General features: G+C 54.4%; 20 protein-coding genes and 1 pseudogene. 14 read left to right on the forward strand and 7 right to left on the reverse strand.

The genetic code is table 11. The annotated features are described in order from the left end of the window. The first annotated feature begins 10 nt into the window (after positions 1–10). The 7 genes from WH279_RS14620 to WH279_RS14650 all read left to right on the forward strand — a co-directional run bounded on the left by WH279_RS14620 (position 11) and on the right by WH279_RS14650 (position 8780). Positions 11–1561, forward strand: coding sequence for a sugar ABC transporter ATP-binding protein (locus WH279_RS14620; RefSeq protein ID WP_339457529.1), 1551 nt, complete (start codon positions 11–13; stop codon positions 1559–1561). Between the two features lie 20 nt (positions 1562–1581). Next, complete coding sequence (locus WH279_RS14625; RefSeq protein WP_339457531.1) at positions 1582–2604, forward strand: ABC transporter permease; 1023 nt, start codon at positions 1582–1584, stop codon at positions 2602–2604. Between the two features lie 37 nt (positions 2605–2641). Beyond that, the gene (locus tag WH279_RS14630) at positions 2642–4147 is read left to right on the forward strand and encodes an FGGY family carbohydrate kinase (protein WP_339457533.1); all 1506 of its coding nucleotides are present in this window, start codon (positions 2642–2644) and stop codon (positions 4145–4147) included. A 126-nt stretch (positions 4148–4273) separates the two neighbouring features. Next, on the forward strand, positions 4274–5071 hold the full coding sequence (locus WH279_RS14635; RefSeq protein ID WP_200643033.1) for an SDR family oxidoreductase: 798 nt from the start codon (positions 4274–4276) through the stop codon (positions 5069–5071). A 181-nt stretch (positions 5072–5252) separates the two neighbouring features. Next, complete coding sequence (gene lpxO, locus WH279_RS14640; RefSeq protein WP_339457534.1) at positions 5253–6155, forward strand: lipid A hydroxylase LpxO; 903 nt, start codon at positions 5253–5255, stop codon at positions 6153–6155. 130 nt (positions 6156–6285) lie between these two features. Beyond that, on the forward strand, positions 6286–7728 hold the full coding sequence (locus WH279_RS14645; RefSeq protein ID WP_445235225.1) for a YchO/YchP family invasin: 1443 nt from the start codon (positions 6286–6288) through the stop codon (positions 7726–7728). 146 nt (positions 7729–7874) lie between these two features. Next, complete coding sequence (locus WH279_RS14650; protein WP_200643036.1) at positions 7875–8780, forward strand: bestrophin family protein; 906 nt, start codon at positions 7875–7877, stop codon at positions 8778–8780. Between the two features lie 200 nt (positions 8781–8980). Here the strand turns inward: WH279_RS14650 and WH279_RS14655 are convergent, their stop codons facing one another. Further along, positions 8981–10048, reverse strand: coding sequence for a porin (locus WH279_RS14655; RefSeq protein WP_280518170.1), 1068 nt, complete (start codon positions 10046–10048; stop codon positions 8981–8983). 870 nt (positions 10049–10918) lie between these two features. Here WH279_RS14655 and WH279_RS14660 point away from each other — a divergent pair. From WH279_RS14660 to astE, 5 genes are all read left to right on the forward strand, one after another. After that, the gene (locus WH279_RS14660) at positions 10919–12139 is read left to right on the forward strand and encodes an aspartate aminotransferase family protein (protein WP_339458716.1); all 1221 of its coding nucleotides are present in this window, start codon (positions 10919–10921) and stop codon (positions 12137–12139) included. Further along, a complete protein-coding gene (gene astA / locus WH279_RS14665; RefSeq protein WP_339457535.1) occupies positions 12136–13170 on the forward strand; it encodes an arginine N-succinyltransferase in 1035 nt (344 codons plus the stop codon). The genes WH279_RS14660 and astA overlap by 4 nt, the downstream gene beginning before the upstream one ends. Beyond that, positions 13167–14636 (forward strand): succinylglutamate-semialdehyde dehydrogenase, encoded by a 1470-nt coding sequence (gene astD / locus WH279_RS14670; RefSeq protein WP_339457536.1) that lies wholly within the window; start codon positions 13167–13169, stop codon positions 14634–14636. Before astA ends, astD begins: the two co-directional genes overlap by 4 nt. Beyond that, positions 14633–15961, forward strand: a complete 1329-nt coding sequence (gene astB, locus WH279_RS14675) for an N-succinylarginine dihydrolase (RefSeq protein ID WP_339457537.1) — start codon at positions 14633–14635, stop codon at positions 15959–15961. Before astD ends, astB begins: the two co-directional genes overlap by 4 nt. A 72-nt stretch (positions 15962–16033) precedes the next feature. Continuing rightward, positions 16034–17035, forward strand: a complete 1002-nt coding sequence (gene astE / locus WH279_RS14680) for a succinylglutamate desuccinylase (protein WP_339457538.1) — start codon at positions 16034–16036, stop codon at positions 17033–17035. Between the two features lie 249 nt (positions 17036–17284). Here astE and WH279_RS14685 read toward each other — a convergent pair whose 3' ends face one another. After that, on the reverse strand, positions 17285–17884 hold the full coding sequence (locus tag WH279_RS14685) for a hypothetical protein (protein ID WP_339457539.1): 600 nt from the start codon (positions 17882–17884) through the stop codon (positions 17285–17287). Between the two features lie 556 nt (positions 17885–18440). Here WH279_RS14685 and spy point away from each other — a divergent pair. Further along, on the forward strand, positions 18441–18929 hold the full coding sequence (spy, locus tag WH279_RS14690; protein WP_200643042.1) for an ATP-independent periplasmic protein-refolding chaperone Spy: 489 nt from the start codon (positions 18441–18443) through the stop codon (positions 18927–18929). Positions 18930–19007: 78 nt separating this feature from the next. Here the strand turns inward: spy and cho are convergent, their stop codons facing one another. From cho to WH279_RS14710, 4 genes are all read right to left on the reverse strand, one after another. Further along, a complete protein-coding gene (cho, locus tag WH279_RS14695) occupies positions 19008–19883 on the reverse strand; it encodes an excinuclease Cho (protein WP_339457540.1) in 876 nt (291 codons plus the stop codon). A 92-nt stretch (positions 19884–19975) separates the two neighbouring features. Beyond that, positions 19976–20803 carry an ammonia-dependent NAD(+) synthetase gene (gene nadE / locus WH279_RS14700; RefSeq protein ID WP_339457541.1) on the reverse strand — a complete coding sequence of 276 codons (828 nt, stop codon included), beginning with the start codon at positions 20801–20803 and terminating at the stop codon, positions 19976–19978. Between the two features lie 115 nt (positions 20804–20918). Next, positions 20919–22109, reverse strand: a complete 1191-nt coding sequence (locus WH279_RS14705; RefSeq protein WP_339457542.1) for a multidrug effflux MFS transporter — start codon at positions 22107–22109, stop codon at positions 20919–20921. Beyond that, a complete protein-coding gene (locus WH279_RS14710) occupies positions 22106–22690 on the reverse strand; it encodes a TetR/AcrR family transcriptional regulator (RefSeq protein ID WP_339457543.1) in 585 nt (194 codons plus the stop codon). The genes WH279_RS14705 and WH279_RS14710 overlap by 4 nt, the downstream gene beginning before the upstream one ends. Positions 22691–22890: 200 nt before the next feature. On the opposite strand from WH279_RS14710, the gene osmE reads away from it, so the two are divergent. After that, a complete protein-coding gene (gene osmE, locus WH279_RS14715; RefSeq protein WP_133845331.1) occupies positions 22891–23226 on the forward strand; it encodes an osmotically-inducible lipoprotein OsmE in 336 nt (111 codons plus the stop codon). A gap of 66 nt (positions 23227–23292) precedes the next feature. On the opposite strand, the pseudogene katE reads toward osmE, so the two are convergent. Beyond that, positions 23293–25446 (reverse strand): annotated as a pseudogene (katE, locus tag WH279_RS14720) (catalase HPII); the annotation flags it as partial. Between the last annotated feature and the right edge of the window lie 104 nt (positions 25447–25550).

Consider the following 25550-nt stretch of genomic DNA (forward strand, 5'->3'; position numbering starts at 1 on the left):
AGGGTTCATGATGGCTGAATATCAAATCGACCCGCTGTTATCGCCGGAGCCGCTGCAAGAAGTGGTGATTGAAACGCGTGATGTGTCGCGTATCTATCCAGGCGTGACCGCACTGGATCAGGTGAATTACCGCGTGTATCGCAACAAGGTCAACGTATTAATCGGTGAGAACGGTGCCGGAAAATCCACCATGATGAAAATGCTGGCCGGAGTGGAAGTGCCGTCCTCCGGGCAGATTTTTCTCGACGGCGAACCCGTGTCGCTGCACTCCACCCAGCAGGCTGAGAAGCACGGGATAAGCATCATTTTTCAGGAACTGAATCTGTTCCCGAATATGAATGTGATGGACAACATTTTTATCGGTAATGAGTTTTTCCAGCGCGGCCGGATTAACGAAAAATATCAGTACCAGCTGGCGAAAGCCCTGCTGGAACGGCTGGAGCTGGATGTGGACCCTTATGCGCCGCTCGGTGAGCTGGGCATCGGTCACCAGCAACTGGTGGAAATTGCGCGTGCACTGTCGAAAGACACCCGGGTACTGATTATGGATGAACCGACCTCGGCGCTCAGCCAGTCGGAAGTCAAAGTCCTGTTTAACGTGATTGCGGCGCTGAAGCGGCGTGGCGTCACCATTATCTATATCTCGCACCGTCTGGAAGAGCTGATGGAGATCGGCGATCACATCACCATCTTCCGTGACGGGCGTTTTATCAGCGAACGTGATGTGCGCGATGCCAGCGTGCCGTGGATCATCGCCCAGATGGTAGGCGATAAGAAAAAGCAGTTCGACTATGCCGCCGCAACCCAGGGAGAGGTGGTACTGGACGTCAGCGGACTCACCGCGCTGCGTCAGGATGGTGGATACAAGCTGAACGATGTGACGTTCTCATTGCGTAAAGGTGAAGTGGTGGGCATTTATGGCCTGCTGGGCGCCGGGCGTACAGAGCTGTTTAAAGGTCTGATAGGACTGATGGGCTGCCAGAGCGGCCGCGTGGTGTTGAACGGCGAAGTACTGGACAAGCGTGATTTTCAGTACCGGCTGAAAAAGGGCATCGCGCTGGTGCCGGAAGATCGTAAAGGCGAGGGGATGATCGGCATGATGTCGATCAAAACCAATATGACCTTGAGCGATCTCAGTCTGCGTGGCTTTCGTCGGGCACTGGGGCTGTTGCGTCCGCAGCAGGAGAGCGAAAAGGTGAACGACATGGTGCAACGCCTGGCGATCAAGGTCAGCGATACCGATCTGCCCATCACCTCTCTGAGCGGCGGGAATCAGCAAAAAGTGGTGCTGGGCAAGGTACTGATGACCGGCCCGGAAGTGGTCCTGCTGGACGAACCGACGCGGGGGATTGATGTCGGCGCCAAAACCGATGTGTATCAACTGATCGGCAAAATGGCCCAGGAAGGGCTGGCCGTGATGTTTTCGTCCTCGGAACTGGATGAGGTGATGGCGCTGGCCGACCGCATTCTGGTGATGGCGGATGGGCGTATTACCGCTGACCTGCTGCGTGCTGATGCCACGCGCGAAACGTTAATCACTGCGTCGACACCGCACGAATAAGCGGGCTTGAGGAAGAAAAAATGAATCAAAAATATCTGCTGTATATGTACCTGCTGAAAGCCAGAACGTTTATTGCCTTGCTGATTGTGGTGGGCTTTTTCAGTGTGATGGTGCCGAACTTCCTGACCCTGTCCAATGTGCTGATTATGACGCAGCACGTGGCGATCACCGGCCTGCTGGCGATTGGCATGACGCTGGTGATTCTGACGGGAGGGATTGACCTCTCCGTTGGGGCGGTGGCGGGCATCTGTGGGATGGTGGCCGGGGCGCTGCTGACCAGCGGTGTTCCCCTCTGGGGCGGACAGGTCCTGTTTCTTAATGTCCCGGAAGTGATCCTCGCGGTGGCGGTGTTTGGGGTGGTGCTGGGATTGATCAACGGGACGGTGATCACCCGTCTTGGCGTCGCACCCTTTATCTGTACGCTTGGCATGATGTATATCGCCCGCGGCGCGGCGCTGCTGTTTAACGACGGCAGCACCTACGCCAACCTGGTTGGCGTTCCGCAGTTGGGCAATACCGGGTTTTCACTGCTCGGCTCGGGCAGTTTCCTCGGTGTGTATTTCCCGATCTGGCTGATGGTGGGTTTCCTGCTGATTGGGCTGTACATTACGCGCAAAACCCCGCTGGGCCGCTATATCTATGCGGCGGGTGGCAATGAATCTGCTGCCCGTCTGGCCGGTGTGCCGATTATCAAAGTGAAGGTCTTTGTCTACGCTTTTTCCGGTCTGTGCGCCGCGCTGGTCGGTCTGGTGGTGGCGTCACAGCTGCAAACTGCGCATCCGATGACCGGGAATATGTTTGAGATGGATGCCATCGGGGCCACGGTGCTTGGCGGTACGGCACTGGCCGGGGGACGCGGACGGGTGTCCGGATCGATCATCGGTGCCTTTGTGATTGTCTTCCTGGCCGATGGCATGGTGATGATGGGTGTCAGCGACTTCTGGCAGATGGTGATCAAAGGGCTGGTCATTGTCACCGCCGTCGTCATCGACCAGTTCCAGCAGAAGCTGCAAAGCAAAGTGGTGTTGATGCGTCGCCATTAAAAAAAGCAGGCGGCCGCGCCGCTCTCTGAGGTCAGCCATGGCTAGAGAACTGATTGTTGCGCTGGATGAAGGGACCAGCAATGTGAAAGCGGTGGCGATTGATGCTCGCGGTGACGTGGTGGCAAAAGCGTCCCGCCCGCTCACGGTTGCCACGCCGCAGCCGGGCTGGGTTGAACAGGATGGGCTCACGCTGCTTAACGCATCGCTGACTGTGCTGCGCGACGTACTCAACACCGTGGGTGAAAATCGGGTGGCGGCACTGGCCATCAGCAATCAGCGCGAGACGGCCATCGGCTGGGAGCGCCACAGTGGTCGCCCGATTGGCCCTGCGCTGACCTGGCAGTGTTCACGCTCAGGTGCCTTTTGCGATCAGCTCAAACGCGATAATCAGGAGGTGCTGATCCGCTCTATTACCGGGTTACCGGTGGCACCGCTGTTTTCAGCATCGAAAATGCGCTGGCTGCTGGATAACACCCCGGAGGGGCATTCGCGTGCTGACAGCGGTGAGATTTGCCTCGGTACCATCGATGCCTGGCTGCTGTGGAACCTGAGCGGCGGGCAGCAGTTCCGCTGCGATACCTCGAATGCCTCACGTACCCAGCTGTTAAATCTGCACAGCGGCGGCTGGGATGAATCGATGCTGGCGCTGTTTGGCATCCCGCGTGCCGCGCTGCCGGAAATTTGCCCCTCAGGTAGCCTGTTTGGTGTGACCCGTGGTCTGGCCGGTATTCCCGATGGGTTGCCCATCATGGCCATGGTCGGGGATTCCCATGCCGCACTGTACGGTCACGGGCTGGGAGCGCCGGGCGGGGTGAAAGCCACCTATGGCACCGGATCGTCGGTGATGGCACCTCTGGGCCAGGCGGATACCAGTATCACCTCGCTGGCGACCACTGTGGCCTGGCATGACGGTCAGCGGCTGGTTTACGGCCTTGAAGGCAATATTCCCCATACCGGTGATGGTGTGGCGTGGATGGCGCAGGCGACCGGACTGACCGACGGTAAAGGTCTGGTACTGAGCCGCGCGCTACACGAACTGCCCGCCAGTATCGATTCGACCCTTGGGGTCTATTTTGTTCCGGCGCTGACCGGCACCGGCGCCCCGTGGTGGGATGACCAGGCGCGCGGCGTGATTTGCGGGCTCAGCCGCGGCGTAACACCAGCACATTTGATCCGTGCGTCACTGGAAGCGATTGCCTACCAGATTGCCGATGTGATTGAGGCCATGCGCCTTCACCCGGACTTCCGGCTGGAGACGCTGATGGTGGATGGTGGCCCCACGCAAAATCCGTGGCTGATGCAGTTTCAGGCTGATTTGTTGGGTTGCCCGGTGGCCCGCAGCAGTACGCCAGAGCTGTCGGCGCTCGGGGCCGGGCTACTGGCACGGCGGACGCTTGGCCAGCTTAATGACGAACAACTGCTGGCGCTGATGCCAGAACATGATCTCTGGCAGCCCGATCCGGGCCGACATGAGCGTTGTCAACAGAGCTGGCTGGGTTGGCAGGATGCGGTGAAACGCACCTTATGGCAACCGTCGCGTTAATTGCCGTGCTGTGTGGTTTTGATCGGGCGAGGCATGCCGCGCCCCTACAACACAGAAGGGTGTTACGCCCAGGCATCGAATTCCGTAGGGGTCAGGCACGCCTGACCCGTCATAAAGGAGCAACAGATGAAACGTAATTTCAGTAATAAAACCGTGGTGATCACAGGGGCCTGTCGCGGTATTGGGGCGGGTATTGCCGAACGTTTTGCCAGAGAGGGGGCAAACCTGGTAATGGTCTCCAACGCTGAGCGCGTGTTTGAAACGGCTGATCGGATAAAAGCCGCCTGGGGCAGCGAGATTCTGGCACTGCAGGTGGATGTCACCGATGAAGAGCAGGTGCAGGGGTTGTACCGTCAGGCTGCGGAACGTTTCGCAACGATTGACGTGTCGATTCAAAATGCCGGTGTAATCACCATCGACACCTTCGATAAAATGCCCAAAGCTGACTTCGATAAAATTCTAGCGGTGAATACCACGGGCGTCTGGCTCTGCTGCCGTGAAGCCGCAAAATATATGGTGAAACAGCAGTCCGGTAGCCTGATCAATACATCGTCAGGGCAGGGGCGTCAGGGCTTTATCTATACGCCGCATTATGCCGCCAGCAAGATGGGAGTGATCGGGATTACGCAGAGCCTGTCGCAGGAGCTGGCACCATGGAATATCACCGTCAACGCGTTTTGCCCCGGTATTATCGAAAGCGAAATGTGGGATTACAACGATCGCGTATGGGGTGAAATCCTCAGTACCGACAGTAAAAAGTATGGTAAAGGCGAGCTGATGGCAGAATGGGTGCAGGGTATTCCGTTAAAACGCGCGGGCCTGCCGGACGATGTTGCCGGGCTGGTGGCTTTCCTCGCCTCTGATGATGCACGCTATATTACCGGGCAGACCATCAACGTCGACGGTGGTCTGATTATGTCCTGATGCGTTGCGGTGGCCGATTTTATTCCATTCGTGCCACCGTCATTCTGCTCCGCCGAAAAGTCTTTATACTCTCTCCGGTCATGCACTACCCGGCGAAAAGTCGTCTTCGCCTGCCTGACACATGCTGACATTTATCTACGGGATCACAGGATGATCCCGGTCACCTGACGAGTAGAGCAACATGAAATACTTCATTTTATTGATGTGGATAATTACCGTACTGTATGTGCACTGGAGAGGGAAGGTTCGTTACGGTTTCTGGCGTCAGCTGGCTGACCATTCTACCTTTGTCGCTCCCCTAAACTGTTTTATGTATCTGTTTTCCCGCATTCCCACCACGCCCTTTCTTTCACCTCATCACTTTCCCGAGCTTGCTGAGCTGCGTGACAACTGGCAGTCGATTCGTGACGAAGGCGAGGCGCTGCTGGCATCAGAGCAGGTTAAAGCTTCGGATCGCTATAACGATGCCGGGTTTAATTCGTTTTTTAAAACCGGCTGGAAACGCTTTTATCTGAAATGGTATGACGAGGCACATCCCTCTGCGATGTCTCTCTGCCCGCGTACCACCGCGCTGTTGCGCGGTATTCCGTCAATCAAAGCCGCCATGTTTGCCTCACTTCCGGACGGCAGCCGCCTGCCGCGCCACCGCGACCCTTATGCCGGATCGCTGCGCTACCACCTTGGCCTGATCACCCCGAATGATGACCGCTGCTTTATTGAAGTGGATGGTGAACGTTACAGCTGGCGTGACGGCGAGGGCGTGATATTTGATGAAACCTATATTCACTATGCTGAGAATCACAGCGGGCAGCCTCGTTTGATTCTGTTTTGCGACATTGAGCGGCCGATGGTCTGGCGCTGGACGCAGGCAGTGAATCACTGGTTTGGCCGTCATCTGGTGGGGGCAGCTGCGGCCCCCAATAATAATAGTGACCGTACCGGGGGCATTAACCGGGTGTTCAAATATCTTTATGCGGTGCGCAAGGTCGGGAAACGCCTGAAGGCGTGGAATAAGCCGATATATTATGTGATCAAATGGCTGCTGTTCGGCGGTATCGCCATTTTGATCTGGCGAACGCTGTAAGTTTTTGGGCTGCCCTTCGCGCGCGGGGGACCCGATTTTCGCGTTGGGGAGGGATTCTGTGCTAAGGTTAGTTGTATGATTTTGTGAACAAACTCACACTCGCGCATATAAAAAATATTGCTTTGAGCTTATGATTCTATTTAGTCGTTATTTGTTCCACGTTTCCAGCCTGATGTTTTCCCTTGCCGTGATCGGCCTGCCGATCACGGCGGCACGCGCTTTTGATGAGTCCACACGTGTACCCGATGCTCCCTTTGATGATCCCAGTCGTTTCCGGCAGATGCAGCAACAGCTGCCCGGAATGGGCATCACCGATCATGATAACGGACTGGCACAGAAAATCGCTGAGGCGGCAAAAAGCATCGGTGAAGCCAGCATGAACAACGACAGTGATAAATCTCTGCGTGAGGAAGCGGGTCAGTGGGCGTTTAATCAGTTCCGTACTGCCGCCAGCGAGCGTGCTGCCAGTGAAGGGGAACTGCTTCTGTCACCTTATGGCCGCGCCAGCGTGTCGCTGGCCGTAGATGATGCCGGGAGTTTTAATGGCACCTCCGCTCAGTTGATGACGCCCTGGCAGGATAATTATCAGTATCTGACCTTCAGCCAGTTAGGGGTGGAGCAGACGGAATATGGCACTGTAGGCAACGCCGGGCTGGGCCAGCGCTGGATCGCCGGGAGCTGGCGTGTGGGGTATAACGCGTTCGTTGACGATGTGCTCACCACCCACCAGCAGCGCGGTTCTCTGGGGGTAGAAGCCTGGGGAGAGTATCTGCGTTTTTCCGCCAATTATTACCATCCGCTATCGGGCTGGCGCAATCGCAACAGCACGACGCAGATGCGGATGGCGCGCGGTTATGACATCACTACACAGGGCTATCTGCCCTTTTACCGCCAGTTGGGGGTCAGCCTGAGTTACGAGCAGTATCTCGGCAATCATATCGATCTGTTTAACAGCGGAAATGCAACGGCAAACCCGACGGCGGTTTCCCTGGGGGTGAATTACACGCCCGTGCCGCTGTTTACCCTCTCTGCCAGCCATAAAGAGGGCGATGGCGGCGAGTCACAGGATCAGTTTGCGCTGAAGATGAATTACCGCATTGGTGTGGCGCTGAGCCAGCAGCTTTCGGCCAGCAATGTCGCGGCGGCGAAGTCGTTAAGCGGGAGCCGTTACGATCAGGTTAACCGCAATAATTCCCCGGTGATGGAGTTCCGTCAGCGTAAAACGCTATCAGTCTTCCTCGCCACGCCACCGTGGCAGGTGCAGCCGGGTGAAACACTGGCGCTGAAATTACAGGTCCGTAACAGCAATGCGATTAAAGCGGTGAGCTGGCAGGGGGATACGCAGGCATTGAGCCTGACGCCTCCGGCAGATAATGCCAGCCCTAACGGCTGGAGTATTATCGCTCCGGCCTGGGACAGCAGCGAAGGCGCCAGCAATGAATATCATCTGTCCGTCACGCTGGAAGACAGTAAGCAGCAGCGCGTGACTTCTAACTGGATCACGCTAAAACTGGCGCAACCTGTCACGTTACAGCCTGCGGATACCGGGAGTTTCGACCTGATGTCCCCCTGAATACAGGGGATTCTGCTATCCGCTGAAAACGTGATTTTTGTCAATACGCTGCCTCGAAATATATGTGACTAAAGTCACAAAAAACCACTTCTCAGGCGCGAGGATTTTCTGCACAATCTGCGAAAAATCTCACTCGCCTGCACATCATGATCATCCGTCCTCATAGTCACTGGTTTATCCGCCTGTTCGCCTGGCACGGTTCGGTATTACCCGGAATCTGGTTCCGCTTAACGCTTAATCTGCTGATGTCCCTGATCGCTATTTTCTGTCTCGACTGGTATGAAACGCTGGGTATCAAGCTGACGCTGGCACCGTTCAGCCTGCTGGGGGTTTCCATTGCGGTATTTTTGGGTTTTCGTAACAGCGTCTGCTTTGGCCGCTTTATTGAAGCACGTATGTTCTGGGGCAATCTGCTGATTGCCTGCCGCACGTTACAACGTCTGGCACTGGCGATTTCGCCCGCTGATGCGCCGCGTGTCACATCGTTGCTGCTGGCGTTCTCTTACAGCCTCAAGCATCAGTTGCGCCACAGTGATGCCCGTGAGGATCTGCGTCGTTACCTTGGGGATGAAGCGGATGAAGTGCTGAAACGTCGTTCGCCGACCAATTTCATTGAGCTGCAACTGTCGCAGTGGCTGGCCGACCAGCGCCGCCGCGGTAACCTGTCCGACATTCTCTATATGCACATGGACAGCAATATTAATCAGCTGTCACAGGTGCTGGGGGGATGTGAGCGTCTGGCGAGTATGCCCGTGCCGTTTGCCTATGGTTTGCTGCTGCACAGAACGGTATATCTGTTCTGTACGCTGTTGCCGTTTGCGCTGGTGCCGGACTTACACTACATGACGCCGCTGGTCTCGGTGTTTATTGCTTATACCTTCCTGTCGCTGGATACGCTGGCGGAAGAGCTGGAGATGCCGTTTGGTTTTGCCAACAACCATCTGCCGTTGGATGCGATGTGTACCAATATTGAGATTAATCTTCGGGAAATGAATCTGGAAGAGGAGTTGCCGGATACGCCACGGCCGGACTGTCGTTATCGGTTGACGTGAGGGATTTGCTGGCGGGTGGGTCGGCTTCAGGTATGAGGTCAGTTTGAGCACGCCGGATCGGCAAAAAACGCCTCCGTGCGTGCCTCGGCTCGCGGCATCCCTGCCGCGTGACGTCCGGCTTACCTCAAACTGACCTCATCCCCGCAAGAGCGTGCCCGCTGTCAGTGTTAAACCCTGCCTGTTTTGGTCAGGTTTCCCCATCAGAACTGATAGTTCAGACCCACACCCGCCACATCATCATCCGCCAGCGCTAACGGATTGTTCTCCTTCAGCAGGTTGAATTTGTACTCGGCATACACCAGGAAGTTTTTGTTGAAGTAGTAGTTCGCACCCGCAGAGGCATATTTGATGATATCGGCATCACCCACGTTCTCAATGTCTTTACCGCGTGAGCTGACATAGGCGAGAGAAGGGCGGAAGCCATTCAGGAACTGATACTGTGCGATGGCTTCAAAATTCACCGCTTTGTTAGCAAAGCCACCCGTAATTGGCGTGGCGTTGTGCGTGTTACCGTACATCGCGGCCAGGTAAATCTGGTTGGCATCATATTTGATTGCCGTTGCCCAGTGCTCTGCGCGATCACCTTTACCGAAGGTGGCATTGTTTTGTGTTCCGGTACGGCCCAGATTGGCATAGCTGCCGACAACGCCGAAACCAGAATCGGCCGTCCAGCTGACCGATGTGGCATAACCATCGCCATTTGAACGACGCACGGCGTTGCCATCGGTGCGTTCATTTTTACCCTGATACTGCACCGCAACGTTCAGACCGTCGACCAGACCGAAGAAATTCGTATTACGCCAGGTCGCGACACCGGTAGCGCGGGTTGAGAGGAACACATCGGCATAACCGGAATCACCGCCGAATTTAGGCAGCATATCGGTCCAGGCCAGCGCATCGTACACCAGGCCATAGTTCCGACCGTAGTCGAATGAACCCCATTTACCGTACTTCAGGCCGGCGAAACCAAGGCGGGTTTTATCGCCGCTTAATGCATCCGACCCTTCAGATTTATTCAACTGGAAGTTGTACTGCCATTGCCCATAACCCGTTAACTCATCGCTGATCTTCGTTTCACCTTTGAAACCGAAGCGCGCATAAGACACGTCACCATCGTTATTGATGTCATCCGAGAACAGGTGCCCGACGTTGATCTTGCCGTTCAGGTCCAGTTTATTGCCATCTTTATTGTAGATTTCGGCAGCCTGGGCCGCCGTAGAAGCCAGTAATGCAGATACCGTTAAAGCCAGAAACGAATGCTTCATCATTAAATAATCCCTGTTCTTAAAATTTATAATGTTTTGTCAAATCGTGCGATATGGAAAATGACACAAGTAAGTGTGTCATAAAAACTAAATATTAGTAACAAAATGTTAATTTGAATTTTAGCCCCGGTAAATGAAAACCAGGGCAATGCACTTTTATTTTTTCTGTTGCTTGTAATTTATACGATGACCTTCTTTTAGTGTATGATTTGCTTATCTTATTTTATTTAAAATCAGTGTGTTGTGTGGTTTTTAACTATAGGGTTTCTTTATGCCAGGATAATTTTAACTTATATTGAAAATGGCATTGGTTCATTTTTTGAACGTTTATTATTGAGTTTTTTTTCCATAGTTTAATTGCGGGAATTAATTTTCATTAACATAAAATGTCCATATGTAAATAAAGACTATTATTCGCTGTAAAATAGCTTTCAACCATAATAATAAAAAAGGGGATTATCAGCAGGGGAATGAAACTGCATTCAACGGCTTTCTTTGCTGCTATGCACCATTGCTGTGCGCTATTTTGGTGCGGTTGACGTCTTTTGGGGCGTTAACTGACTCTTTTTAAAACCAAATCCCGGCATTGATCACACATTCGATATTTTATTTTGCTACTGCATAATTCTGCTTTTTATTGTGCTGTTAAGGCAGGTTGTTCAGATTGTTATTCACTTTTTATGCATTAACAATGAATGGGTCTGTGTTGTAACTCATTGATATTGGGTGGTTGCGAACGGTTTATGCATTTTTTTCTCTGGATGGCACGCGGCGTGCAATCTACAGTAGAGCTGCAATGAATCATTTCATTAACATTATTTAAACTTTTAATTCACCCTGCCTGAGGCGGGGAATGTGCAAAACGAGGCCGATATGCAACCGTCAGTGACCCGTGAAAACTTTGATCAATGGATTGTTCCCACCTATGCCCCGGCCAGTTTTGTTCCGGTAAGAGCAGAAGGTTCGACACTGTGGGATCAGGAAGGGAAGTCATATATCGACTTTGCCGGTGGTATTGCGGTCAATGCCCTCGGCCATGCGCATCCCGACTTGCAGCTTGCGTTACAGCAGCAGGCCGCACTGTTGTGGCATACCGGGAATGGTTACACCAATGAACCCATTCTGCGGCTGGCCAAACAGCTTATTGATGCCACGTTTGCCGACAGGGCGTTCTTTTGTAACTCCGGTGCGGAAGCGAACGAAGCGGCACTGAAGCTGGCGCGTAAGGTGGCGATGGATCATGGTCACTCGCAGAAAAGCGGTATTGTGGCATTTAACAATGCGTTTCATGGCCGCACGCTGTTTACGGTTTCCGCGGGCGGCCAGCCGGCCTACTCGAAAGATTTTGCACCGCTGCCGCAGGGCATTCAGCACGCGGTGTACAACGATCTGGCATCGGCTGCTGCGTTGATTAACGACCAGACCTGTGCAGTGATTGTCGAGCCGATTCAGGGTGAGGGCGGTGTGGTTCCCGCTGAGCCGGCCTTCCTGCGTGGTCTGCGAGAACTGTGTGATAAACACGGTGCGCTGCTGATTTTCGATGAAGTCCAGACCGGGATGGGCCGAACCGGATCGCTGTATGCCTATATGCATTATGGCGTCACACCGGATGTGCTGAGCACCGCGAAAGCACTGGGTGGCGGCTTCCCGATTGGCGCGATGCTGACGACGGAAACCCTGGCTGAGCACCTGAATGTGGGCAGTCATGGCACCACCTACGGCGGCAATCCACTGGCAGGCGCAGTGGGTGGCAAGGTGATGGAACTGATCAATCGCCCGGAAGTGCTGGCAGGCGTGGCAGAACGTCATCGGTGGTTTGTCGACGGACTGAATGCCATCAACCAGCGCTTGCAGCTGTTCAGTGAAATCCGCGGACTGGGACTGTTAATTGGCTGTGTGCTTAATCAGGACTACAGCGGCAAGGCGAAGCTGATTAATCAGGCCGCCGCCCGTGAAGGGCTGATGGTGTTAATCGCGGGTGCCAGCGTGGTGCGTTTTGCGCCGTCGCTGATCATCACCCGGGAGGAAGTTGAGGAGGGGCTGGCGCGCTTTGAACGTGCCTGCCTCGCCGTCACTGAAGGAGCCCGCGCATGATGTATATTCGTCCCGTTGAACGAGACGATCTGGCGCAGTTAATGCACCTTGCCGGAAAAACCGGCGGGGGGCTGACCTCGCTGCCGGCTGACAGTGACACGCTGTCAGCGCGTATCGATCGTTCGCTTTTGACCTGGCAGGGAAAACTGCCGCGTGCAGAACAGGGATACGTATTTGTACTGGCAGACAGTGAGAGCAAAAAGGCCGTGGGCATCTGCGCCATTGAAGTGGCGGTGGGTCTGCAGGACCCGTGGTACAACTTTCGCGTCGGCACTCAGGTGCACGCCTCGAAAGAGCTGAACGTTTACAATATGTTGCCCACGCTGTCGTTAAGCAACGACCACACGGGCAGCAGCGAACTGTGCACACTGTTTCTTGACCCGGATTACCGAAATGGGAAAAACGGCTATCTGTTATCAAAATCACGCTTTCTGTTTATGGCCGGATTCCGCCAGCACTTTATGCAGAAAGTGGTCGCCGAAATGCGGGGTGTGATTGATGAACAGGGGCAATCTCCCTTCTGGGACAGCGTGGGCAGCCGCTTCTTCTCGATGTCATTTTCCGATGCTGACTATCTGTGCGGCACCGGGCAAAAAGCCTTTATTGCCGAGCTGATGCCGAAGCATCCGCTGTATATCGATTATCTGTCGGATGAGGCCAGGTCGGTGATTGGCCAGGTCCATCCGCATACTGCGCCCGCGCGTGCCGTGCTGGAAGCCGAAGGTTTTCACTTCCAGAATTACGTCGATATTTTCGACGGCGGCCCGACGCTGGAGTGCGACATTGATCGTGTCCGCGCCATCCGAAAAAGCCGTCTGCTGACGGCCTTGATCAGTGAGGAGCAAGATGACGCGCTGCCGCTGTGCCTGGTCGCTAATGAGAACTATCAACAGTTCCGTGTGATGTTGTTGCCTGCCGATCCGCAGAGCAACACCGTTTGTATCACGGCCGCTCAGGCCGACATTTTAGGGTGCCAGCCGGGTGATAACCTGCGGGTGGTTACCCTTAGTCATGAGGAGAAAAAAGCATGACGCACTGTATTAATGGTCAGTGGCTGACCGGTGGTGGCGAGAACTTCAGTAAAACCGATCCGGTGAGCGGTGAACTGTTATGGCAGGGTAAAGCCGCCACGGCAGGGCAGGTGACATCGGCCTGTGAAGCGGCGCGCGCGGCGTTTCCCGCCTGGGCACGCCGCCCGTTCTCTGAGCGGCAGGCCATCGCGGAGAAATTTGCCGGGTTGCTGGAAAAAAACAAAGTTGAGCTGAGTGAAACCATCTCGCGTGAAACGGGCAAACCGCGCTGGGAAACGCAGACAGAAGTGCAGGCAATGATCAATAAAGTGGCGATTTCGCTGCGCGCCTGGCATGCCCGCACCGGTGAGCAGGCAGAAGGCGAAAGTTCGCTACGCCACCGTCCGCACGGGGTGATGGCGGTCTTTGGCCCGTATAACTTCCCCGGTCATCTGCCCAATGGTCATATCGTTCCCGCATTGCTTGCAGGCAACTGTGTGGTCTTTAAACCCAGCGAGCTGACACCGATGACGGCTGAGCTGACGGGAAAATTATGGCTCAGTGCCGGGCTGCCCGGCGGCGTGTTTAATATGGTGCAGGGCGGCCGTGAGACCGGACAGGCGCTGGCGCAGGAACCCCAGGTGGATGGTGTCCTGTTTACCGGCAGCGCAGCAACCGGCTATCAGCTGCACCGTCAGCTTGCCGGACAGCCGGAAAAAATGCTGGCGCTGGAGATGGGCGGTAATAATCCGCTGATCGTCGAAGATCCGGATGACATCGACGCCGCGGTGCATATTGCCGTTCAGTCGGCCTTTATCAGTGCCGGACAACGCTGTACCTGCGCACGTCGTCTGCTGGTGAAACGCGGCGCCGCCGGGGATGCGTTCCTCGAGCGTCTGGTGGCCGTGGCGGCAAAAATTCGTAGCGGGCGCTGGAACGATGAGCCTCAGCCTTTTATGGGCAGCGTGATCTCACTCCAGGCGGCAGAGAAGATCTTCAGCGAGTGGCAAGCGCGTATTGATGCGGGTGGCAAGGTATTGCTGCCGATGCAGTGGCCGGACCGCAGCAGTGCCATTTTGACGCCGGGCATTATCGATGTGACCGGGCTGCAAAATCTGCCGGATGAAGAAGTCTTTGGGCCGCTGCTGGCGGTGATCCGCTATGACGATTTTGACCGCGCGATCCGCATCGCCAACCACACCCGCTACGGGCTGGCATGTGGGCTGATTTCACCGCAGCGCGAAAAGTTCGAACGCCTGCTGATCGAAGCACGAGCAGGGATTGTGAACTGGAACAAACCGCTGACCGGGGCGGCGAGTACGGCGCCGTTTGGTGGCGTTGGTGCCTCAGGCAACCATCGTGCCAGCGCCTGGTATGCTGCGGATTACTGCGCATGGCCGATGGCGTCACTGGAGTCGCCTGACTTAACACTGCCCGCCAGCCTGTCACCGGGTCTGGATTTTAGTGCACAGGGAGAAACGCCATGAGCGCCCGTGAAGTGAATTTCGATGGTTTACCGGGTCTGACGCATCATTACGCCGGACTGTCGTTTGGTAATGAGGCCTCAACGCGTTATCAGCACCAGGTCTCCAACCCGAAGCTGGCGGCATTGCAGGGGTTGATGAAGATGAAAGCCCTGGCCGATATGGGCTTTGCCCAGGGCGTGATCCCACCGCATGAGCGCCCCAATATTGCGGCGTTGCGCCAGATTGGCTTCAGCGGCAGCGATGAACAGGTGCTGGCGCAGGCGGCGAAACAGAACCCGGCGCTGCTGTCTGCCGCCAGTTCGGCCTCGGCAATGTGGGTGGCGAATGCTGCCACGGTGTCGCCATCGGCCGACAGCGCCGATGGCCGCGTGCACCTTACCGTGGCGAACCTGAATAATAAATTCCACCGCGCCATGGAAGCGCCAACGACAGGCGCGCTGCTAAGGGCTATCTTCCGCGATCCTGAGCATTTCAGCGTGCACGATGCGTTGCCTCAGGTGGCGATGTTCGGCGACGAAGGGGCGGCAAACCATAACCGCTTTAGCCGCGGTTATGGTGAGCCCGGTGTGCAGATGTTTGTCTATGGTCGTGCCGGGTTGAACGGTGGCGAGGCCCCCGTGCGTTACCCGGCACGTCAGACGCGTGAAGCCAGTGAAGCAGTGAGCCGTCTGCATCAGCTTGATGCGGCGCGCACGGTGTTCGCCCAGCAGAATCCGGCGGTGATCGATCAGGGCGTGTTTCATAACGACGTCATTGCGGTCAGCAACCAGCAGGCGCTGTTTTGCCATCAACAGGCGTTCTTACACCAGCCGCAGCTGCTGGCCGAATTGGCCGGGAAAGTGCCGGGCTTTATCGCAATTGAAGTGCCTGACGATCGCGTCAGTGTGGCGGATGCGGTGGCGACCTACCTGTTTAACAGCCAGCTGTTAAGTAAAGACGATGGCAAGATGTTACTGGTGCTGCCTGATGAAGCACGGCGTCATGCCGGCGTCTGGTCATATCTGACGGAGCTGGCGGCCAGCGGCGGCGTGATCGATGAACTGAAAGTGTTCGATCTGCGTGAAAGTATGTGCAACGGCGGCGGCCCGGCCTGTTTGCGCCTGCGTGTGGTGCTGAATGCGCAGCAGCAGGCGGCGGTCAATCCGGCGGTCATGATGAACGATCGTTTATTCGCGACCCTCAATGCCTGGGTGGAACGTCACTACCGCGATCGGCTGTCGCAGGCTGACCTTGCCGACCCTCATTTGCTGCGCGAAGGACGCGAAGCACTCGAAGAGCTGACGAAGCTGCTAAACTTAGGCAATGTGTACCGTTTTCAGCAGTAAAGCGATGATCGCAGGGCCGGAGGTCTTCTCCGGCCTGTCAGGGCTGAACGGCGATTTTTCTAAGGAGTATCGATGCAGGATTTCCTCACATTAACCCTCAACGGGCACAGCCCTGCGCATTCGGAAGGGCAGAATGCGCATCTGAGCTGGCGCTGGATTGACGTGGGTATTCTTGAACTGACACCGCATGAGACGGTGTCGATGGCACTGGTGGTCTCCGCAGGCATTCATGGCAATGAAACAGCCCCCGTAGAGATCCTGGAACAGCTTATCGAGCCGCTGTTGCGCGGAGAGCAGCCGCTGTTAACCCGCTTGCTGGTGATTTACGGCAATCCGGCTGCGCTGCGCCAGAACAAGCGTTATCTGCACGGCGACATGAACCGCATGTTTGGCGGCCGCTGGCAGCAGTATGAAGATTGCCCCGAAGCCCGTCGTGCCTGGCGGCTGGAGCAGGCAATGGAAAACTTCTGGCAGGCGGGTGAGTATGAAGAGGTGCGCTGGCATATCGACATGCACACGGCCATCCGCGGTTCGTATCACACCCGCTTTGGTGTCATGCCGCTGCGTGAAACGCCGTGGCCTGAAACCTTTATGGACTGGCTGGCCGCTGCCGGGCTGGAAGCACTGGTATTTCACCGGGCACCAGGCGGGACGTTTACGCATTACAGTAGTCAGCATTTCCAGGCCGCCAGCTGTACGCTGGAACTGGGTAAAGCGTTACCTTTCGGTGCGAACGATCTGAGCCAGTTTGCGACTTCAGCGCAGGCTCTGCGCGCATTGATCAGCGGCGGCGCATTACCTGAGGTGGCAGAGCCGCCGCGGCGCTACCGCGTGTCACAGCAAATTACCCGGCTTTCCGAACAATTTGTATTGCATATGAATCCTGAGACGCTGAACTTCACCGCGTTCCCGCAGGGGGCGCTGTTGGCGGAAGATGGTGATAAGCGCTATTACGTCCAGCAGGCGCAGGAATTTGTCCTGTTCCCGAACCCAGCTGTCGCTACGGGCTCACGTGCTGGCCTGATGCTGGTGGAAGACAGTGCGCATAACGAGGCGCTGAGTTCAACGCTGTAATGTATGACTGCCAGCAAGAATACGGCTGGTATATTTTTTGGGTTCAGCAGATTATTCATGTCCAGACAGTGACGTAGTCTGTTGAACTCATCTATCTACAAGGGGCCGCGAAAATCACGCCCTTATCCTTCATCGAACGATGCCATTTTTCTTTGCCTCCAACATAAAAAACACTTTTTACACCAAATGCTTGCAGGTCTTTCTCAGAATATGAGAACCATTTTTCCGGGAAACGCTGGTGATAATCTTTCAGGCGTTGCGGACAAAAACCGATTTTATACTGCACGCCAATGGTGTGGTAAAAATCACGTTCCATTTTTTCATGGCGATAAATTCTGGCGCTGAAAAAAATTGTTTTCGGGCGATTTTCTCCTGGCTGTAGTCAATAGTGAATTCAGCTTTGGGGCTGTGGGCACTACCGTGCCACAAAAGATAAGAATCAGGGGTGAGTTTTTTATTTTTTACCGCGGTAAAAATATAGTTGGCGCAGGCTGACGCGCAAACGCTGCGGATCTCAATATCGATTTTTCTCTGGTAAATAATCAGGCCTATTTTCATCGCCGGGACGATAGCGCCGCCAATACTGTTGATGGATATTGTTCTGATGTTGTTTTTCTTGATGAGTGCGATGACAACGGTATCCGTGTCTTCATCAATTTTCCCATCAAAGTAAAGCGTATTTCCTTTCGCGTAAATATGCGGTGGATCAAGAAGTACTCGTTCATCCTGAATATCAATAGGGTGCCATGCTGCATGGGCGAAAGTGATACCAGTTAAAAGAAAGGTGAGCAGGATAAGTCTTACTACCTTACTGAAAAATGCCACATCAACCCTGATGTTATTCATCATTGAATTAATACCCATCGCTGTCGTTATAATAAGTTATGGCGGGTACGTTTTTATACCTGAGGCAGTGAGCAGATTTAATGTAAAGGTAAACTTATTTCATTTCAAAGTAAGCATATGAAATAAAGTATTTCATCTTGATAAATATATATTATTTATCATTATCTTACGTTTTTCGTTAGAATGGTTGAATCTAAGGGGGTGCCTGGGTTATAACGCTTTTATTGCCGTTTATATCATCAAATTAGCGGTTATCTGCAACATGTTGGCTCAATGTTTATCACCTTTAAGCAAAGCGTAAATCAGCTCACTTTTTCCTTCCGCAATCCTGTTGTACGTATTACACTTCTCCATAATTAATGCATAAATGCCCCCGTATTCATATTTGTTTGCAATTCCTCACCTAATTCTTCGCATTGTCTCCATGATTGCCGATAAATTGTCTTTTATGCTTTCACTGCTTTACTCTGCCTCTGAGTACTTGACGTTCAGCGTCGTAGACTTGCTTTCGACATCACGACAACTGAATTGCCACAGACTGAAATATAAGGACAATATTATGCGTAAATTATCTTCTTTCGTTGTAGCCGCTACACTGGCCCTTGGCGCTGCGGGTATTGTTCATGCCGCAGCGGATACCTTAACGCCACCGCCAGCGGGGGCTGACAAACCGATGATGCATAAGCCACCACGTCATGGCGGCATGCACGAAATGTTTAAGGGACTGAATCTGACCGATGCGCAGAAACAGCAGATGCGCACCATCATGAAAGAGTCGCACAAAGAGATGAAGCGTCCTTCCCTGGAAGAGCGTCGTGCGATGCACAGCATTATCGCGGCAGACAGCTTCGACCGTACTAAAGCGGAAGCCCAGGCAACGGAGATGTCGGCGAACGGTAAGGCGCGCGCACTGTCGATGCTGGAAACGCAGAACAAACTGTATAACGTGCTGACACCTGAGCAGAAAAAACAGTTTAATCAGAATTTTGAGAAACGTCTGACAGAAAAACCACAGCATGAAGGTAAAATGCCCCCTGCAGACGACTAAACCTCGCTGACACAGACTGGAGACCGCCGACGTTGCCCACCTTGCCTGAATGGCGGTGGTCAGCGTCGGCGGTTTTGTTTATAGCGTTGAGACGGGCAGGGGGATCACGGGCAGTTTGCCCGAGAGCAGCGGTTTGCAAAGGATTTTGTAGCCATCGCTGTCAAACCCTGGCGGCGTTTTGCACAGTGCGACGGCGTCTTCCAGTGCGCTGACCGATCCCAGATACAGCCAGTTATTGATCACATGTATCTGCTTTTGCATCTCGCCCTCTTCAATCACCGCCACTGCGCCAGGCCATGGCCAGCACTGGAGCTGTACCGCTTCCAGCGCGGCCAGTAAACGCTGCTGATGTGCCTCTGGTGGCTCTTTACCGCAGCAGGCACCTGCGCAGCGCTTCAGGGCAAAACGAAAGCATGCGCGCCCTTTGCTTAACGGCTCCAGACCCAGCAGGCCGTAACAGAGCCGTTGTTCATCGGCGATCTTCTGCAGCGTAGCCAGCGCAGCGCGGCGATGTGCATACAGGCCAAACAGATTTGACGTATGGGAAAAATCGACCTCTTTGGCATAGACCACTTCGGGCCGACCCTCATGGATTCGCAGTGCGCAGAGCTGGCGGTTTTTGCGCAGGCGCTTATTAAACAGCGGTTGCTGTAGCTTGATCATCTGTGCTTCCAGCAACAGGGCGCCCATCTCTCCTGCAGTAGGTATGAAACTGATGCGCCGGGCCTGGTAGAGCATTCTTGCCTCGGCGGGGGGGCGCTGGTGCGACAGCACGCGGCTGCGGATATTGACACTTTTACCGATATAGAGCGGCAGGCTGTCGCTTTCGCCGTGGAAGGTATACACACCGGGCAGGGCGGGGAGGCTGGAAAGCCACGGACGGAGTTGCTCGGGGTATTGGTAGAGGGTTTCCGCCTCTAAAACTGGGCGACGGCTGGCTATTTTTTTTGTCACTCACGACTCCACTTACTGGTTACTTGTACAGTGTAGCAGTGAATGCTGAGATGAAAAAGCAGCGGGGTGGCAGGATAGCGCCCCGCTGAGGGTTATTTCTTCCAGAAATCGTCGAAGACGGTGATCGGCGGGCGCCGCTTGTGCTCAGTTTTCATATACCAGTTTTCAATGGTTTTCGCCGCGGTGGCATCGATCGTTTCGCCCTGCAGATAACGATCGATCATCTCATAGGTCACGCCCAGCGCGACTTCATCCTGCAAACCTGGACGGTCATCTTCCAGGTCGGCCGTAGGTTGTTTCAGATAGAGATGTTCCGGGCAACCCAGCGCTTTCAATAGCTGTTTCCCCTGGCCTTTGTTGAGACGGAAAATCGGGTTAATGTCCGTACCGCCATCGCCATACTTGGTGAAAAATCCGGTGACCGCTTCGGCCGCATGATCGGTACCGACCACCACACCTGCCGTCATCCCCGCGATGCTGTACTGAGCTTTCATGCGTTCACGGGCTTTCTCATTACCACGAATAAAATCAGACAGCGTAATACCTGCCTCGCGCAGTGCCTGCTCGCTGGCCTGCACCGCCGCCTTGATGTTAACCGTCAGCACGCGGTCTGGCTGGATAAACGTAATGGCATCCTGGCAATCTTGCTCATCAGCCTGAATGCCATGCGGCAGACGTACCGCGATAAACTGGTAAGTCGTATCGCCGGTTTCGTCACGCAGTTCGTTGATGGCGGTCTGGCACAGTTTTCCGGTTAACGTCGAGTCCTGACCGCCGCTGATCCCCAGCACGAGCGTTTTCAGGAACGGATAGGTTTTCAGATACGACTTGAGAAACTCTACGCTGGTGCGAACTTCTTCACGGGCATCAATAGTGGGTTTGACGCCCAGCGCCTTGATAATGTCCTGTTGCAAAGCCATTGATCTCTCCTCAGATTCAGCGCCGACAGACGGCGGCCAGATGCATTTTTGTCTGTTAAAGCTAACCTGCATGGCGCGAAACAACAAATACTTATTCGCGCCACACGCTGATATATCAGGCGTTTTTCGGTTTCACTGCCAGCAGGGTAAACATCAATATGGCCAGCATATAGCAACCGAATATGGTGGCGGTCATGGTCAGCACTGATGTGCCGCCAATGCCTGTCACTGGCACGCTGATGCCCCCCAGGGTAAACATGGTGACGCCAATCACCGCAGAGGCGCTGCCCGCCCGGTGACCCTGGCTTTGCATCGCCAGCGATGACGCGGTGACGGAAATGACCCCGTTACTGGCCACGCTAAAGAATAGCGCAACCAGCACCAGCGGCAGAGCCGCGCCGCTTATGCCTGCCAGTAGCAGACTACTGGATGAAATAAACGCCAGTGTCAGACCGCCTTTCAGCACCCGGTATTCACCCCAAAGCGGGCAGAGACGGGCACTGACCTGTGATGCAATAATCAGGCCGACACCGTTGGCAGCAAAGCATAAACTGAAGGCCTGCGGCGACAGGTGGTAGACTTGTTGCAACACGAAAGGGGAGGCGCCGATGTAAGCAAACATGCCGGACATCATAAAGCCCTGCGTCAGGCAGAATCCCATAAACGGACGGTGAGTGACGACCTGACCTAAGGCGGCCCACGCCGAGAAGATACTGCCCTGGCTACGTCGCTCCGGGGGCAGAGTTTCATGCAGCTTGATACGTGCCAGAATAAACAGCAGCAGGGCAATGAGTGCGATGACCATAAACAGACCCCGCCAGTCGAGGAAGGCCATCAGTGCGCCACCCATTACCGGGGCGGCAATAGGGGCCAGCCCGTTCACCAGCATTAACAGGGCAAAGAAACGGGTTAACTCGTGTCCGCTATACATATCGCGGGCGATAGCACGTGACAGCACTGCGCCCCCGGCACCGGACAATCCTTCAAACAGGCGCGCCAGCAGAAGCTGGTGGATATCCTGTGCCAGTGCACAGCCGATCGATGCCACCAGCAGCAACACCAGTGATAGCAGCAAAGGACGAATGCGGCCATATTTATCACTCAGGGGGCCAAAAAACAGCTGCCCAAGGCCGAGGCCAAGCAGCCCGGCGGTCAGACTCAGCTGTGCGGTGGCCGTCGGGGTGTTCAGGTCTGTGGCCAACTCTGGCAGGGCGGGCAGATACAGGTCAATGCAAAGCGGGCCCAGGGCCGCCAGCAGTCCGAGCGTGATGGCATAGCCAAGACGTTTGGGGTGCACAGGTGTCATGATTCCTCTGATTTAAAAAGAAGGTCGTTAATGTGTTGATATAAGGTGTAGAGGCGATCGGGTGACGCTTTTTGCGGCGTCAGTCGGCGATAAGAGGTGCCTTCAACCATCACGGCGAGGATCTCGACGCTGGCCTGAATCCGTTCGGCACTGAATTCGGGATGCAGGCGGGCAACTTTCTGACAGGCGTGGCTGAACATGCGCTCATCGGCATCCGCCATCATTTTTGCCACGTGCGGGTTGCGGGTGGCTTCAGCAGCCACTTCCATCATCAGCGCCTCATCATCTTCATCCTGCACCTCGCGCCATGCCAGCATCTCGGCCAGATGAATATTGCTACTGGTGGTGAGCATCTCCTGCACACGCGAGTCGATAATTCGCTTTACGATTTCCTGGATAATCGCATCTTTATTGGTGAAATAACGATATATCTGGCCGACGCTGAGCTGCGCTTCCGTGGCCAGTTGCGCCATACTGGCGGCATGAAAACCGTGCTGACGGAAACAGCGACGGGCGGCGATAATGATTTCATCCTGGCGCAGACGATGGCGGGCATCACGGGCTTCTGTTTGCAGGCTCACTGGCGCTCCACTGTCAGGTAAAAGGTCCTGTAAATGCGGATGACGCAGATCAGGATATTGAGTGCGAATGTTCATTCTCAATTTGTCGATTATAAGCACCTTCCAGATAAAACTGATAATAATTTGACGCCAAAAAGTTGATAAATCTGTATTTCTATTCCAAGCTTAACGTTACACGGATAAGACACGAGGAATAATAAATGCGTAAAATGACGGGATTGATTGGTGCCGCAGTAGCACTGGCTGTGTTATCTGGTTGTACAGCTTACGACCGCGCTGAAAGCTATGCGACGAAACCAGTCGTACAGGATGTGAAAAAGGGCATGACGCGTCAGCAGGTTCGTGATATTGCCGGGCCACCATCAACCGAAATTACGATGGTTCATGCGCGTGGTACGTGCCAGACCTATGTGCTGGGTGAACGTGACGGGAAGCAGCAAACCTATTTCGTCAGCTACGCTGACACCGGCCGTGTGATGAACTATGGCTTCCAGAGCTGTAAAGAATACGATACCGATCCTCAAGTTAATCAGTAGCGGATTGTTTGAATGAAAAAAGGCCACTTCGGTGGCCTTTTTTTATACTGAGTTTTCTTCTGTCGCTTATGCCGGAACACTTAATGCTTTCTGGCTGCGTGACCAGATGCGGTGCATCGCCAGTGCCGCGACAAAATCGCTCATTAATTTACCTTCCGCTTTGCTTTCAGTAATAATGCCTTCCTCCTGTTCGTCGTCAGCCAGACCAAAATGCGTCGCAAAGCGCCGTGCATCTCCACTCAGCCCGATCACTTTCAGGTGTTTATAAGCTTCCAGAAGGAAATAGCATGCATCGCCGCGCAGCAGCAGCGCATCGATATTACCATCCGGAACGATGACAGCATCAAAAGCGAGTGAGGGCAACGCGCTAAAGGTGCCATCCACGGGAAGTGAGGAACCATCGCTGGCGGTCACCTGGCCCATGTGCGCCGCCAGCAGTTTTGCATGTACGCCATGTTGTTTAAGTGCCAGAAAAATAGCCAGCGTATCAGCAGCATCAACGCCATCGCTGACAAGCAGAGCAACCTGCCGGCCTTTGATATTGCCGCTGGGAACAGCATAAAGGCTCAGGCTGGCATCTTTTTTAAGACCATTAATGTCCTTAGGGGGGGCGGTCTGCATCTGCTCATCGGACAGCGTCACACCCAGATGTTCAGCCACACCGGTGGCGAGAGAGATATCAATATGCGTCAGCTGATCCACCACGCGTTCGCGGATTGCACTGCGGCTCACCTTACTTAATTCAAAGGAGAAGGCCTCAATAATGTGCTGCTGTTCAACGGGCATCTGGCTGAGCCAGAACAGCCGTGGCTGAGAGTAATGCTCATCAAACGTGGGGCTGCGCTCACGGACTTTATGACCTTCAATGCGTTCCTGGTAGCTTTCGAATCCACCCCGCTGTGCCGCTGGAGGGGTTTCCCTCGGCCAGTTGTCATTAATCGAGTTAGGTTCATAGTTGGCCGGGTTGGTATCGATATCCATGCGATGCATGCCCTGACGCTGAAAGTTGTGATAAGGACACACCGGCCGATTGATGGGAATTTCGTGGAAGTTAGGCCCACCAAGACGACTGATTTGCGTATCGGTGTAAGAAAACAGGCGTCCCTGAAGCAACGGGTCATTGGTGAAGTCCATGCCAGGAACGATATGGCCTGGATGGAAGGCGACCTGTTCGGTTTCGGCGAAGAAGTTATCCGGGTTACGGTTCAGTACCATCTTGCCAATCAGCTCTACGGGGACCAGTTCTTCAGGGATCAGCTTGGTGGCATCCAGCAGATCAAAATCAAAAGCAAATTCATCGCTCTCTTCTACCAGCTGTACGCCCAGTTCGTACTCAGGGAAATCACCGGCCTCAATAGACTCCCACAGATCACGACGATGGAAATCCGGATCGCGGCCGCTGAGTTTCTGGGATTCATCCCACAGCAGTGACGCTTTACCTGCCACCGGTTTCCAGTGAAAACGCACAAAGGTGGCGTGGCCTGCGGCATTGATAAAGCGGAAGGTGTGAATACCAAAACCTTCCATAGTGCGATAGCTGCGCGGGATGCCACGGTCGGACATGGCCCACATAACATTGTGCAGGGTCTCGGGCTGAAGCGAGACATAATCCCAGAAACTGTCATGAGCGCTACCGCCTTGCGGCATTTCATTATGCGGTTCGGGCTTCACTGCATGGACAAAGTCAGGGAATTTGTGCGCATCCTGAATGAAGAAAACCGGGGTATTGTTGCCCACTAAGTCGAAGACACCTTCATCGGTATAAAACTTGGTGGCGAAACCGCGAATATCGCGCACGGTATCGGCGGAACCCGCACCGCCCTGAACCGTTGAGAAACGGACAAAAACAGGGGTAACAGTATCAGGTGAGGTCAGAAAACTGGCTTTCGTGATATCACTCATATCACGGTAGGGCTGGAAATAACCATGTGCAGCCGAACCGCGCGCATGAACAACCCGTTCCGGAATTCGCTCATGGTCAAAATGGGTGATTTTTTCGCGCAGAATGAAGTCTTCGAGCAGGGTCGGGCCTCGAGTCCCTGCGCGCAGTGAATTCTGGTCATCCGCGATCCGCGTACCCTGATTGGTGGTCAGGGGTTGGTTTTTTCCGCTCTTGCGAAAGGGGTCAAGTGCATCAACTTTAGTGTTGGCGGGGGAGGAAAGGTGGCCGCTATCCGGGCGTTCGTTTTTTTTTGACATACTACACTGCTCCAGTGACGGGCTTTCGGGTACCCGTAACTATAGAACAGTGAGCGGTATACGCCTGCAAAATGGAGGGATAAGTCAAATTAATGGCAGGAAATAAAAAAGGGCCGGCAGGATAC

The organism is Erwinia sp. MYb375 (assembly GCF_037479175.1).
GTDB classification, from domain to species: domain Bacteria; phylum Pseudomonadota; class Gammaproteobacteria; order Enterobacterales; family Enterobacteriaceae; genus Erwinia; species Erwinia rhapontici.